The sequence below is a fragment of the Cupriavidus pauculus genome (genome assembly GCF_003854935.1).
In the GTDB taxonomy this organism is placed as follows: domain Bacteria; phylum Pseudomonadota; class Gammaproteobacteria; order Burkholderiales; family Burkholderiaceae; genus Cupriavidus; species Cupriavidus pauculus_C.
Genome location: NZ_CP033968.1, coordinates 233,566 through 246,775, shown reverse-complemented (window position 1 = coordinate 246,775; position 13,210 = coordinate 233,566). Strand labels below are relative to the sequence as shown.

At 60.1% G+C, this 13,210-nt stretch carries 13 protein-coding genes and 1 pseudogene; 6 read left to right on the top strand and 8 right to left on the bottom strand.

The window, feature by feature from the left end:
• Positions 1-133: 133 nt before the first annotated feature.
• The 4 genes and pseudogenes from ssb to EHF44_RS01405 all read left to right on the top strand — a co-directional run.
• A pseudogene (ssb, locus tag EHF44_RS01420) lies at positions 134-496 on the top strand (single-stranded DNA-binding protein); the annotation flags it as partial.
• Between the two features lie 201 nt (positions 497-697).
• Positions 698-1,012 carry a hypothetical protein gene (locus EHF44_RS01415; RefSeq protein WP_017512259.1) on the top strand — a complete coding sequence of 105 codons (315 nt, stop codon included), beginning with the start codon at positions 698-700 and terminating at the stop codon, positions 1,010-1,012.
• Between the two features lie 59 nt (positions 1,013-1,071).
• On the top strand, positions 1,072-1,398 hold the full coding sequence (locus tag EHF44_RS01410) for a hypothetical protein (RefSeq protein ID WP_017512258.1): 327 nt from the start codon (positions 1,072-1,074) through the stop codon (positions 1,396-1,398).
• Between the two features lie 125 nt (positions 1,399-1,523).
• Entirely contained in the window at positions 1,524-1,772 is a 249-nt protein-coding gene (locus EHF44_RS01405) for a hypothetical protein (protein ID WP_017512257.1), read from the top strand.
• A gap of 77 nt (positions 1,773-1,849) precedes the next feature.
• Here the strand turns inward: EHF44_RS01405 and EHF44_RS01400 are convergent, their stop codons facing one another.
• The 5 genes from EHF44_RS01400 to EHF44_RS01380 all read right to left on the bottom strand — a co-directional run bounded on the left by EHF44_RS01400 (position 1,850) and on the right by EHF44_RS01380 (position 5,893).
• Positions 1,850-2,623 carry a hypothetical protein gene (locus EHF44_RS01400; protein WP_011229376.1) on the bottom strand — a complete coding sequence of 258 codons (774 nt, stop codon included), beginning with the start codon at positions 2,621-2,623 and terminating at the stop codon, positions 1,850-1,852.
• 103 nt (positions 2,624-2,726) lie between these two features.
• Positions 2,727-3,344: a type-F conjugative transfer system pilin assembly protein TrbC gene (trbC, locus tag EHF44_RS01395; RefSeq protein WP_111733938.1), complete on the bottom strand. Its 618-nt coding sequence runs from the start codon at positions 3,342-3,344 to the stop codon at positions 2,727-2,729.
• 67 nt (positions 3,345-3,411) lie between these two features.
• Entirely contained in the window at positions 3,412-4,446 is a 1,035-nt protein-coding gene (locus tag EHF44_RS01390) for a TraU family protein (RefSeq protein ID WP_111733920.1), read from the bottom strand.
• Complete coding sequence (gene traW / locus EHF44_RS01385) at positions 4,443-5,075, bottom strand: type-F conjugative transfer system protein TraW (protein WP_011229373.1); 633 nt, start codon at positions 5,073-5,075, stop codon at positions 4,443-4,445. The genes EHF44_RS01390 and traW overlap by 4 nt, the downstream gene beginning before the upstream one ends.
• A 101-nt stretch (positions 5,076-5,176) precedes the next feature.
• Positions 5,177-5,893 carry a DsbC family protein gene (locus EHF44_RS01380; RefSeq protein ID WP_011229372.1) on the bottom strand — a complete coding sequence of 239 codons (717 nt, stop codon included), beginning with the start codon at positions 5,891-5,893 and terminating at the stop codon, positions 5,177-5,179.
• Positions 5,894-6,252: 359 nt separating this feature from the next.
• Here EHF44_RS01380 and EHF44_RS01375 point away from each other — a divergent pair, with 359 nt between their 5' ends.
• Positions 6,253-6,906, top strand: a complete 654-nt coding sequence (locus EHF44_RS01375) for a hypothetical protein (protein ID WP_038315709.1) — start codon at positions 6,253-6,255, stop codon at positions 6,904-6,906.
• 53 nt (positions 6,907-6,959) lie between these two features.
• Here the strand turns inward: EHF44_RS01375 and EHF44_RS01370 are convergent, their stop codons facing one another.
• Both EHF44_RS01370 and EHF44_RS01365 read right to left on the bottom strand, forming a co-directional pair.
• Positions 6,960-8,396 carry a DNA cytosine methyltransferase gene (locus tag EHF44_RS01370; RefSeq protein WP_017512752.1) on the bottom strand — a complete coding sequence of 479 codons (1,437 nt, stop codon included), beginning with the start codon at positions 8,394-8,396 and terminating at the stop codon, positions 6,960-6,962.
• 546 nt (positions 8,397-8,942) lie between these two features.
• Complete coding sequence (locus EHF44_RS01365) at positions 8,943-9,473, bottom strand: hypothetical protein (RefSeq protein WP_017512751.1); 531 nt, start codon at positions 9,471-9,473, stop codon at positions 8,943-8,945.
• Positions 9,474-9,595: 122 nt separating this feature from the next.
• Between EHF44_RS01365 and EHF44_RS01360 the strand changes: the two genes are divergently transcribed.
• Positions 9,596-9,913 (top strand): hypothetical protein, encoded by a 318-nt coding sequence (locus EHF44_RS01360; protein WP_216643949.1) that lies wholly within the window; start codon positions 9,596-9,598, stop codon positions 9,911-9,913.
• A 2-nt stretch (positions 9,914-9,915) separates the two neighbouring features.
• On the opposite strand, the gene EHF44_RS01355 is transcribed toward EHF44_RS01360, so the two are convergent.
• Positions 9,916-12,900, bottom strand: a complete 2,985-nt coding sequence (locus EHF44_RS01355) for a Tn3 family transposase (RefSeq protein ID WP_049286361.1) — start codon at positions 12,898-12,900, stop codon at positions 9,916-9,918.
• Positions 12,901-13,210: the final 310 nt, after the last annotated feature.

Sequence of the window (13,210 nt, the reverse complement as noted above, 5' to 3'; positions counted from 1 at the left end):
GCACCAGAGGCCGGACATCGGTGGCAGCGCATGAGCGAGCTGCTGGTCATAGCGGGTGGTGGGAAGTCAGGAATGCACCATCACTCAATTCGTCGTTGAGCCTCCGACTGGGGGTATTGAAAGGAAGCGTTTGATGGCATCGGTAAACAAGGTGATTCTGGTCGGGAACCTCGGTGCGGACCCGGAAACCCGCTACATGCCCAGCGGCGATGCCGTGACCAATATCCGGCTGGCGACGACCGACCGCTACAAGGACAAGCAGTCTGGCGAGTTCAAGGAAGCCACCGAATGGCACCGTGTCGCCTTTTTCGGGAAGCTGGCTGACATTGCAGGTCAGTACCTGCGGAAGGGTTCGTCGGTCTACATCGAAGGCCGCATCCGCACGCGGAAGTGGCAGGATCAGTCTGGCCAGGACAAGTACAGCACCGAGATCATTGCGGACCAAATGCAAATGCTGGGCGGCCGGCAAGGGGGCGCGGACGGACACGATGACGGTCCGCCCCCCCAAGAGCAGGGGTATGCAGACGATGGCAACCAGGGAGATAGCACGTTCATCTAAGCCGCCCTCCTCCTCCCGCCGACTCTTCTCAGCCCGCATCGCGGGCTTTTCTTTTGCCGGCAGCACGCGTCCGTGAAGGCCCTACTACTTGCTGTGACGCATATCCGATCGCAAATCAACCCAGAATGGAGATCTGACATGAATCATCAACAGCAAGCTCGGAAAGCCTTTGAGACCGAGTTGAAGGGTATTGGACGCCGAATGGAGGTCGGTTTTGCTCTGGCAGGACGGCGTTTCGAAGTACAGGACTGGGGTCTGATCAACTTCCATGCCACCGAGACGCTGGCCATGCGCGAAATGGAGGGCTCATCGGATGCGCGGATTCTGGCCGTGATACCGGCTGAAGTCCAGTTTGCTGCAAACGGCAACGTTCGTCTGTGGAATTGCCTTGGGGAGCCCGTCGCGCAACGACGGGACCCACCATCGCAGCAGGAGGCTCTTCCGCTCTCATGATCTCCATCTCCCCTATGTCAGGTCATCGCAAGGGTCCGACATCCACTAGGAGATCAAACATGGCAATCCTGCATATCCTCAAACTCGCCGCACTGGCGTTTGTGAACCGTCTCTTTCGTTCTCAGACCGTGTCGACCACAGGGAAAGACCCCAAGGGCTTCAACATCTATGAGTATGAAGGAACGCCGAGCGTCACGCCCGGATACTTCATCGTCCGTTTCCGTCATGTTCTCAATGGTGAAGTTCGGACCAAGCACCGTCAACGCATGACCGACCAGGAATGGAAGGCCACGCGCGAGCGACTGGAGCAAAGCCGCGAGGAGGCCGGGGTGTTTGACACCGCCGCCCTTCCGGCGCTGTCCGTGAATAGCCACGACGGCCACTAGTATCGGAATCAACTGCACAGAAAGGGTCCGCGTCTATCGATGCGGACCCTTTTTCTTACGCGTCATTGCGTGCCATACCAAAGGGCAATGCAAATGCACACTCAACCAATGTCCGGAGTATCGTCATGCAAGTTCAAGAGCAAGAGGTGAAGTTTGAGTCGCTGGAATTGTGCCTGGGTCGTAATGGAGAGGTCAAAACAAGCGGCCTTCTGATCCGTGACCTCGACGGCTACATTGAAATGCAGCCTTTGACGTCGCGCGGGGTGCCTGCGCGATGCCTCATGCAGATTCCCAGCGATCAGCGCGTGCTCAATCAAATGGCCGAGGTGTTCACACGCCTGGCCGCGCGAGCTGCTGAGTCGCGTGGAACATAGAAATAAAGGCGGCCCGGATACCGGTGCCGCCTTTTTACTTTCGCCCTCCAGGTGCGCTCGAGTGGTGGTCGTCGGAACTAGATCGCGGTACTGCAGGCCGCCGGCGTGGAGCCAACGATACGGACACTTACCGAGTTCGGCTCGACCTTGTCGATCGCGAGATGGGTGCCGGCCATCGAAATCAGCCGCAGATCATTCATGTATGCCAAGTCGCGCGAGCCGCGGATTCGGCCGGAAGCATCGGTCCGAAGGACGCGGTACTTCGCCACGCCGTCGTTGGCGCCAAGGAATACGGTTGAGATGCCGCAGAGTGCTGGCCCGCTCGTCCGAGACTTGGTGATCACCATGTCGCCCGGGGTGATCGAGACAGGTTCCTGCATCTCGTAGGTATCTCCCGTCGCCTTCAGTGCGTTCTCGAGTACTGCGCCGGTGTCCGTAATGGCGAAGTAGCGATTCCGGGCGAAGAGCGAGCTGCTCTCAGGGGCGGCCTTGACCAGATAGAAGGTCCTCCCCTCCTTGTCGACGATCTTTGCCGCCGGCGCAACGCGGGCGCCAGCCTTGAGGGACAGGGAAGCGTCGCCGGCCTCGAGCTTCACCTCTCGGACAACCTCCAGGAGCGGCGTGGTCGTCTTGGTCGAGACCGTGAACTCCATGAGCTTTGCACCTGGTGCGGCGGTACGTGTGTCGCCGGGTTTGACCCCGTCGGCGCCATTGATGCGCTCGACCGCCGGGCGAACCTGCTCGACAGGTACAACGTTCGGGAAAGTCGATTTCACCGTCGTAGTACCGCCGGCGATCGCGGAGAGGGATAGGGTCGACATGGCCACGGCCATGCCAAGCATTTTCTGCATAATTTTCTCCTTGGTAACCACAAGAACCGGGTTTGGAGGCTGATGTCCTGGGCTCAAGCCCCGCTGGCGGTCGGACCGGTGCCGTCCCGCCAGCAAGGCCCGTTCATCGCAATGTGCCGGGCTGATTCTTGGCTCGGATGGCCGCGAGGCGGTTCTCAGCGAGCTTTGCGATCGTTGGCTGCGCCCGCCGGCGGATCGTGTCCAGGGCTAGCTCGACGGACATGTTGCCGGCCACCGCAGAGTAGGCTGTCTCCGGCGAGCAGCCGTCCTCAAGCACGGATTCGGCCTCCGCACTCGCAACCACAAACGTCGGCACTGCGGTTACCTTGAACGCCTTGAAGAGGTCCGGATGGATCTCCCATGGGGCGCCCGCTCGGTTGACTTCGAGCGCGGCGAGCTTGGTTGCTTTGAGCGACCCGTCCTTGAAACCGCGGACCACCATAACGGCGCCCGTCTCCTTGGCCTGTCGAGCCAGCTCAGTAAGGACGGGCTTTGGCATCGAGAACGAGACAAAGATGATGAGGTCGTTCGCCCCCCGCTTTGCCGGTGCTGGGCCACCCTTCTTGGCCTCTGCATACTGCTGCATGATGTCGTCCAGACTCTGCGTTCGCACTGGCGGCGGTGCCTTAATCGTGGGGACCTCGACCTTGAACGTACCCGGCTTCACCGGCTTGATGTTCTGTCCAAGGACTGCTGCCGCCTCTTCTCGGTGCTTGGCCATTTCTGTCTGGATCTCGGCTTCGGGTGGTAGCGAGAGCGACTGAGCGATGGCCGTGCCAGCCCAGCCATTAGCCAGGAGAAGCGCCGCTGCAGCAATCACGTTTGCGGAATATCGCATAGCCAAAGTCCCTCCAGCCCGGCATGGGCAATTCAGTGTTTGTTTGGGTAAGAATGGGCGATCGCCCGATCGGGTCGCAGCATTTGCCGGCGATCTTGACGGTCTGCGGAATTGGGTACAGGCGCGTGAACTTGTACTGCCGCTTATCCATGATGATCTGCGGGTAGTAGCCGCACATGGCATCGCTGCCGAACGCTGACCACTGCGTTCCGGCGGCATGGAGTTTGGCCAGAACGCGCGTCGTCTGGAGCCGCGCAGTCTGCTCCATGCTCAGGTGAGCCTCATTATTCCCTGTCAGGGGATACATGTGCCCGTAGGCGCCCGCGGCCCAGAAGATCTCTGGGATCGGAAAGCCTGCAGTAGCCGCCACTGCATCGGCTGACATTGCGCCGATGGCAACCATCCCTCCGAACGGGAACGCGTAAGGCGCGATGATGCCGGCGAGCTCATCATCGTTGTGCGTCGGGTCGGCGAAGGACACCCAAGGGATGTCAATGCCCCGCTGGTCCAGACAGGAATCGTCCAGAATCGCGCCCATGACGTACAGTGCCGGATTGATGTAGAGGTTCACCTGCATGAACGACGTCCGGGTAGACCCGATCTCCCCCGACTGGTCATCGGAGATCTGGCCGAAGGCATCGGCATTCACGCCAGTGTTCACCCTCACCCCACCGAGCAGCGGGAAGCAGCCTGGAACGGCAGTCACATCCGTCATCATGTCGAACTCCCAGAATGACGTCGGGATGCCGACTTTCGGCGGGTTCTGGCAAAAGCAGACCGGGTTCACGGGGCCAGAATCGAAGTCGTCCTGGCCGCCCCCGAGAAGAGTCGCGGTGCCGAACAACTTGATCGGCATCATGCATGACCAGCACACGTCGGAGATCAGGTTGGGAAACTTGCCCGTGCAAAGCGCGTCGGCGTTCGCAGTGCCAGAACCGAAGAGTGCACCGGCGAGCAGGAGGGCCGCTGAGATGAGTTTCTTCATGGCGCGAACTCCTCGACCTGCAGCATTTTCCCCTTCTGGGAAAGCACTGCCGGGACCCGCTTGATGCCAAAGTGCTGAGTCAGGATGCCCTGCTGGTCAAAGTAGACCGGTCGCTTCCATTCGCGATCTAGTTTCAGGAAAGAGCCCGCGACGAGAACGACCTTGTCGCGGGGATTCTCGTCGATGCGCTTCTTGGCGTACTGGACTTGCTTCGGGTCGCGGCCGTCGATGAACACGATGGCCTTCGACAGAGCAGTGAAATCGAGCGGATTGAGTTTGGTCCCCGCGGGAACGAGAACATTGCCCAGGTGATCCTTCACGTTGTCAGGGTAGGTATAGGTAGGATCAAACGTCCACACCTTTGGACCGGTTGCGGTCGATATACCCGGAACTGGAGGGGGATTTTCCAGGTTGGAGAGCTGCTTGTTCCTGTAGTCTTCCCAGAACTTCTTCAGCTGGCCCTGCTTCTCCATGTTGGTCAACCGACCTTTGATCATGTCGACAGCGTCCTGCTCCTGGATGTCCCAGGTATTGCCGTATCGGCCGAGAGACTCGGCAAACGACGCGCAGGCGATGGTAGAGAGTGCCAAGCCAAGGAAGAGCGCTGTAGTGCGGCGGCTTACCTTCATATGGGCTCCGATCAACGAAGTAGATAGCACAAAACCGCGACCTTGGCCGCGGCTTTCGATGCGCCACTCACCGTGAAGGCGAGTGGTTGGGAGACACCTGATTACTTCGCACCATTGAGCCACGCGTCGATTCGCGCAGCGTCAGCGGCGCCCGGCAAGATGCGGCCATCGGCGCTGAACAGGGTCGGGGTGCCCCGCACGCCGAGGCCGTCGCCCAGTGCAGCAATACGCTTGATCGGGTTGTCGCACTTCGCCGCCGGCGCCGGGACGTTCTGGGTGACGAGCTTGTCCCACGCAGCAGCGCGTTGTGCGGCCGGCAGGCACCAGATCGACTCCGACTTGGCACTCGCCTGCGGGTGCAGTGAGTCGAGCGGGAACATGAACGTATAGATGGTCACGTCATCCAGCTGTGGGAACGCTTGCGCTTCGAGCTGCTTGCAATACGGGCAGTCGGGGTCAGAGAAGAGGTAGAGCTTGCGCGTGCCCTTGCCTTTCACGCGCACGATCGCGTCCTGAATGGGCAGCTTGCTGACGTCGATCTTGTTGGCGGCTTCGCGTTTTGAGGCGGTGAGATCCTGGCGCTTCTCCATGTCGTACATGCTGCCGAAGAGGAAGTAGTGCCCTTCCTTGTCGGTGTACGCGATGTTCTTGCCCATGGTGAGCTCGTAGATCCCCGGAATCGGGGTGGCCTCGACGCTGGTGAAGTTCGTGTTGGGATACTTGATCTTCAGTGTCGCCATCACGCTGTCGGTCTCAGGCGAAGCATGGGCAGCGATGGACATGGCGGCAAAGGCCAGAGCAGCAGCAATCTTTTTCATTCGTGTTCCCTCAGGTTCAGTTGTCGGAAGGTGTATCCAAATACGATCGGATCTTCGGTTGCCCGCGTCCTGCGATCAATGAAGATGCATCACACGTAACTATACACGTTATGTATTGAATTGGCGTCTTCTGTATAATTTGACGTCGTGGAGGGCGTTGGTGGGGCGAATGAGGCACATCGGCATGGCGCTTGGTGGATGCAAATCTGGCCGGCGCGGCTGAATTGGCGTGAAAATCTCCTTTTGCTCGCCGGAGCGTCCCCTGCCCTCCACAAGGCATCATCTTGGATAGAGCAGCTTCACCCTGGCCCCCCGCCGGGAGAACTGCATTCACTGGCTACGGATTTGAGGGACAGCACGTGACTGAAGGGCGTACGGAATTGCTCTATGCGGCGTTTAGAGAGAGGGTTGAGTATCACCTTCTGTCGGCTCTGGTTCGCGGCAAGGCGACGCTGGGGCGCGACGATGTGTCCGCACAGAATGCACTTGCCCAACTTGAGGCCAGGCTGAAAGCCGTGGGCCGGTGGATTCGAGTTCATGGTTTCGTCGATGTCGCCACATTTGGGCAGCACTCGAGCGCGGCCAACCTTTCGCGCAAAGCAAGGGCCTTGATCAGTATTCAGGGTGCGACATTGGAGTCAGCGCGGCGAGTCCTGACGGCCGAGCGCGTCGAGTTTCTGTGGGCGGAGCATCTCGCCGCAACGCTTGACGAGGACGAGACTGCAGGGGCGATCGACTGGGTTGAACTCGTGGATGCGCAGGGCAGAATCATTGGCACCGGCAGACCGCGACATAGGTCGCTGGTTTGGGAGCTCGTCGAGCACCTCGCAGAGGAAGCGTGTGCCGCTCGCACTGTGGCTGCCGCAGCGATGGATGCGGACGCTACCCATGCACGCTATGAAGCTCCCGATCGCGCCGCGGCGCTCGTTGCGGAAGCGAACTATCAGCGTTCAATCGTCGCTGCGGCGTCCTTCTGGCGCCAAACCCACGCGGGGCTTGCCGGGCCCCGTTGAACCAACCCTCCCAAAAGAAAAACGCCACCGATGTGTAGTCGGTGGCGTGGGGGTTAAGCGGCTTTCAGCTCGGGCCTGACGAAGGATGAGAACGTCAGCGTTGCGCTCTCCTTGAAGGAGATGAGCGTCTTGCCGATTGCTTTGAAGACAGCAATCCACGGCGGCACGCTGATGGCCTGGCCACAAACTTCGTGTCCAAACGTCTGCGTGGTTCCATCCACCATTTCCGTCCAGATTCCCTTCGCGCGACCATGTTCGGCCACCGTAGGGATACGCAGCAGGTCGGGATCGATCGGATGTTGAATGAACGTCCCCGTGCTTTGGCGCTTCGCGAGCGTCTTGTTCAGGGTTGGTAGCTTGGTTGCGGTGCCATCGATCACCGTCATGCTAAAGCCCTTATTAGCGGCTTTGTCGCGAATTTCCTTCTCCTTCAGGTAGTCAAGACGGCTCCACGATTTGTCGTCAAGCGGCACGTCGTCCATGATTTCGGCGAAGCAATGCTCCTGGGGAACAGGCACCTCCACCATGTCAAAGTCGAATGACAGTGGGTTGGTGACCGCGACCATAGCCATCCGCTGCCGATGCTCGAGCATGTTGAAGTCCGCGGCATTGAGCACAGTCTCGTGAACAACGTAGCCGAGATCCCTCAGCATCGATCGCGAAATGGAGGCGGAAGCCGTTTTCAGCCAGTTTGGCACGCACTCGATTACCACGAACGCCGGCGACGTCTGAGCCACGGCCGCGAGGAACGGAACGACCAGATGGCCGACGTCAGGATGGTCTTCGGGATGCGTCAGCTTGAGCTTACTTCGCCCTGCGCTGGATGCTCCGCTGCACGGAATTCCAATGACGATGCCGTCCAGCTTCGGAAGCTGGGACATTAGCCACGAATCGAACACCACCTCCTGCATCGGTGCCGTGAGCAAAATCGTCTTGGCATCGTAGACAGGGTTGCGCTCGACGGCATGCGCCATGCAATCCGCTCGGATCTCGTTGGCAACTGCAAGCCTGGATGCGACGCCCGCCGCTTCCAGCCCCTCGTGCGCAGCACGATCCAGGATGCCAATGCCAGCGGAGAACGAGCCAATCAGCAACGGCTCACCTGCATCGAGCTTTGCCTTCAGGCGCTCCAGGCGCTCCATGGCACGGAGCTCCGAGGCGATGGGTAGGATGAAGATCCGATGGTACTTGACGACGATGCGAACTGCCGTCAAACCCAGCTTCACGAACATCCCGAGAAGGTCGCTGTTGTTGATGTCGATTACCGGGATCTCACGATCGCGGACGATCTTCTTGGAAACCACACGCTCGCCGCCGCTCGTAACGACTTCGAGTGTGAGCATGCACCGTTCCTTGTCGACCTTGGGGTTGAACTCCACGCCCGGGGCAAAACCTCCCCTCATGGCTTGGTCCCCATCGATCCAGAGGCGTGGGTTGCCGCGCCTCTCGCCGAGAGTCCGAATCTCCATTGTTTCCAATTGCTTGCTCATGTGTCATCTCCTGAGGTTGAAAGGAGCCACTTGCGATGGCCGTACGCCAGGTGATGACCACCAGGTGGCTGTAACCTGGTGAGCGGTGGGAGGTCGGGCAGGACGCGGAGGCGGGTCGGGTATCCACGGCCAGCGCACGCAATGCGCAGTGCGCATAGGGCAGAAGGCGGCAGCTGGTGACGGGGCTATGGGGTGGATGGAAAAGGAAACGCCCCGGCTGTCTTGCTAGCCAGGGCGTCGGTGGTGCAGTTCATTGATATGGCAGGTCATCGGGCTTTGAGCAGCTGTTGGATCTCCGCAGTGACGGGGCGAAACTGCCCTCGGTGCCCGTTGGTCGGTTGCGCCCTATGTGTGGGAACGGTGCTGGGGAGCTGCACCCTGGGGGCATTCCAGAGGTTGATGGGGGGAATCCTGAGGTCAGGCCAGGTGATCACGAAAGCCTCCTTTGCGTTGGTCTGTGATCGGGTATGGCTCACAGCGTCAGCTAATGGCCCGCAGAAAAACAAAACCCCCGTGAATAACACGGGGGCGTAGAGGCTTGACGGATCAGGGTGTGACCGATGGTCGTTCGCATACGAGCTGGGTTACCTGCCCACCGGAGGCAAACAAGGTGAACGCGGCAGGAGCCCGGCCATAGAACCGATCCATGTCGGCGAGCTCGGCCTTCAGCGATTCCTCGCTGGGGCATTTCACCAGAATCCGGTCGCCTTCGGCGTAGCACATGGTCCAACGCTTTTCGAGGTTGACCCAGCACCCGAAGTAAGGGGCATCCTGGTCGGTGTCGTACTGTTGCCAGCCGGCGCCGCAGAGTTTGCTGTCATACACGTATCGATCCCGGCCAACAAACCCGAGCGCCAGATCCGCATCCAGATCGCGATGGACGGTATTCCCGCGTGCATTGACTTCCTCGCGGTACATCCCTGCCGCAAGCTGATTCCGCCGGCGACGGTAGTCGAGGACGTGTTCGGCTCGCTCCTGCTTGGTTTTACTCGTCGCGCGACGGGCATACAGCCAACTGCCCAGCGCTTCATGCATCTGACGGCGAAGTTCGTGCTTGGTGGGAAGGGCTTCATTCATCTGTATCTCCTTGAGGTGGGGAGCGTTTGCGTGATGCTTGGCTATGCAGATCACCCACCTGCAATCGAGATACAAGGTCGCGTACCGCATCTCCGAGGTAACAGATAACGGAGTCAGTCACGATGAAAAAGCTAGCCTTCGCGGCATTCCTTGCTGCGGGCCTGACGATAGATATCATTTGGGCCGGCTTGGGAACTACCCTTCCAGGCAAACGAGCCCCAAGTAGGCTGCTCAACGATGAGAGCGCGGAGCTTGAGGACTACGGCATTGCCTCGCTCTTGGGCGATGGCATCGTCAGCGCGGTCGTGGTCTCGGACTCGGGTCCGATGGAAAGGCTCGCTGCATTGAAGCCGTCTACATTCATTCGCTACAAGCGATGGGCGTCGGAACTGGCGGATATTGAGGGTCGGCCGGGATTCGTAAAATTTCCGCCAGAATGAGTCTAAGCGGCTGATTTGAAAGAGAAATCGATCGTCGGATCAAGCGGCGGCACCTTCTTGTGCAGGTCCATCAAGTAATCGCCGAACCGGTTGATGTGGTCCTTCCGGTAAGGCGACAGCACCTTCAGCACTTCGGCGTCGATCGGCAACCCCTTCTCCTGAAGCTCCTTGAGCTTGCGCGACATCCACTGCACGTTGTACAGGATGACCATGTTGGCCACGAGTTGGTTGTACTTGATGACCTTGCGCTGCTCGTGCCGGATGTTCTCGGCGATGACGCCCTCTCCCCCGAACATCAGCCACTGCGCGTAGTCGTTGAACTGCTCGCTCTTGTTGGTGGCCGCATGGATGGCCCGTCGCATGTCGGGGTTGCTGATGTACTTCAGCAGGAACATCGTACGGATGACGCGGCCCAACTCTCGGAAAGCGAAGTACAGCTTGTTCTTGCGGCTCTCGGAGCCGAGGCGCCGGAGGATCGTCGACGGCGTCATACGGCCGACCTTAATCGAGATGGCCACGCGCAGCATGTCCGGGAAATGCCGCTCGATCAGTGCCCAGTCGATGGTGCCCCGGAACAGCGAATCGATGTTTTTGTAGCGCCGGCGCCGGTCGGCCTTGTAGAACACCAGATCCTTGATGTTTCGGATGCGCGGCATCAGGTTGATCCCCAGTAGATGTGCCAAGCCGAACACCGGCCCGCTCTGCGCCTGCGTGTCGCCATGGACGGTGTCGGGCTGCACGCTGGAGGCATTCTTGAGCAACCCATCCAGGATGTAGACGGCCTCGTGCACGCCGCAGGGAATGAAGTGGCTGAACAGCGCGATGTACATGTCGGAGACATGGTAGTAACCGATGCCGCCATAGCCACCGTACCGGATGTGATATTCCGACAGCAGGTTCTGCTCGTAGAGGTTCCACTTCGTGCCGTCGGCCGACACCCGCTTGCCGGAACCCCAGAACTTCGGCAAAGCGAACCGGTTGTAGGCATTGATGACCTGCACGATGGCTTTGTCCAGGCGCTCCTCGGTGACGTGTCGCAGATTCAGCCAGGCGACCTGCTTGCGGCTCAGGTTCTTCACCGAGCGCGCGGTCTGGCTCGGTCCGAGATTGCAGCCATAACAGAACAGCGTTGTGATGAACCGCTTGCGCGGATCGTCGATCTTGGCTTCGAACCCCGACAGCGGACCGAACAGCTTGTGCAAGTCGAGCCACCGCTCGGTCTCGATCAGGATGTCCAGAATGCTCACCGGTGGCATCGACGCGGTGATGGCCTGATCGATCAGCAGCTTGTTGGGCGGATCGGGATCTTTCTCCAGCCGATGCAGGATGAGCCCCTGTTCGCTGATCTCCACATGGTCGTTGGCAGGGAACTCAGAGTCCACCGCGTCAGCGAGCGTACCCAATTCTTCTTTCAACGCCTGGACGAATGCCTTGCCGTCGACCGGGAAATTGACCAGCTCGCTGTAGCGCGGTAGTTCCGCCCGGAACTCCTCCCACGACACCTGGTGCACACGTGGATCGTCGTACTGGTCACTGTTCTCCACATAGATGTCACCCGATTTCAACTCCCGCATGATTTGGCTGAATACGCACAGCTCGAAGTACTTGCGGTGCATCAGCCGGCCGCTCTTGCCATTCGGGAAAATCGGCTTCTCCCACTTGTCCGGTATCCAGCCCAGCGGTAGGTTGGCCGCGTCACGGTCGCTGAGCATCAGGTATTCGCGGTGCGAGGTCCTGTAGCTGCGCATCCAGTCCAGCGCTCGCAGGAGCGCATCGTCTTGCGAGCTGGCCCTGAGCGATAGCAGATCGAGGCACTGGAACAGCAGCGCCCGCAGGTTCCGATACGGACGCAGCATGAAGGGAAACGTATGGTTTCCCGCGTAGGCGATGTGTTCATTGCAGCGGGTCAGTACCCCATCGGGATCGCCGCCCAGCGCCGCGCGCATCTTCGCGACACGGGCTTCCGCCGGCAGCGTGTCGTCCTGCAGCACACCGAGCACGTCTCGAAACTGACCGACCAGGGCCTCAAGCTGGTCCGCGTGCGCTAATTGGTACTGCTGCAGGCGCAATTCGGCCGTATGTTCCAGGTTGCGCACCGTCTTGATGAAGATCTCGGCCACGTCGTCCAGTGCTTTTTGCAACTGCGCAAGGATGAACAGGACAGCCAACGCATAGCGCTTGGTGGGCTTGAGCGACCGCATTTCCTGGACATCCAGGGCGCGCGCTTCCGTGACCAACTGCGTGCACTTTGGCGCGGTGAGGATCTCCGGTGCCACCGGCATGCCATCAGCCAAGACACGCAGCGCCTCGATGTGCTTGAGGAACCCGGCGATCTCCCGTGGCGCGGGCCGCTTGGGTTCCCGTTTGACCTGATCCCAGCCGGTGCGCCCGCCACGGTTGTCGAAGAGCGCATCGATTCTGACGATCAGGTCGGGCCCCAGCGCCTCGACGATCGTGCGGTAGATGGTTTCGTTGACCTGACTGCGGGCGTGGGCAGCGATCCTGGTCAGCGCGGCCAGCGGCGGCAATTCATAGCGGTGCCGGATCAGCTCCTCGATCAGGACGTTGATGATGTCAGGCAGTTCCGTTTTGATGCGCGCCGCGTGCGCGGCCACATCGGCAAGCCACGCGTGTGTCTGCGCGTCCGTGGTGCGAATGCCGATAAAGTCGCGCAGGAGCTTTTGGTGGCGGGATTTGCTTCCTGAACGGTCGTATCGTGCCAGCACGCTGCGCAGCAGTGGGCGGATGCGCAGCACCGAACACACGTGATGCACGATGGCCGTCGGAACGCCCGAAACTGGCGGGCAGTAGCCCAGCCGCTGGTACAGCTTGAGCTGGACGAGGATCAGCGCGCGCGTGGGCGCTTGCCGATACTGGTCGGCAACAAAGCGGATTTCGGCCGGGCTCGGGGTGAACACCGTGGCCAGTTCCGTTTCCCCCAGTTCGGCCGGCAGCATTGGGTAGGCCGTGTCATGGATCTGCTGCATCGTCTCAACCGCCGAGAATGTTTGCGTCTTGAGTCTCGTCACGCCAGGCTACGCATCATAAGGGCTGACCGGTGCGATATCGGCCCCGCCTCGGGCTGAAAACCGTGTCAGCGCGCATGCAAGCAATGCCAGCATCGGGTCTGGTGGACAGTTCTTTTTAAGTCTGATTTCGATATTTTTCAGCGATAACGGGCCACAGCCGCTCTACCATCCCGGGTTTTGGTCAACCCGTGCTGGTCGTCGATGAGGTCAATCAGGTCACCCCGCAAAGCCCGCGGAACCCGACCGCCCACTGTCTGGGAGCAAGGCC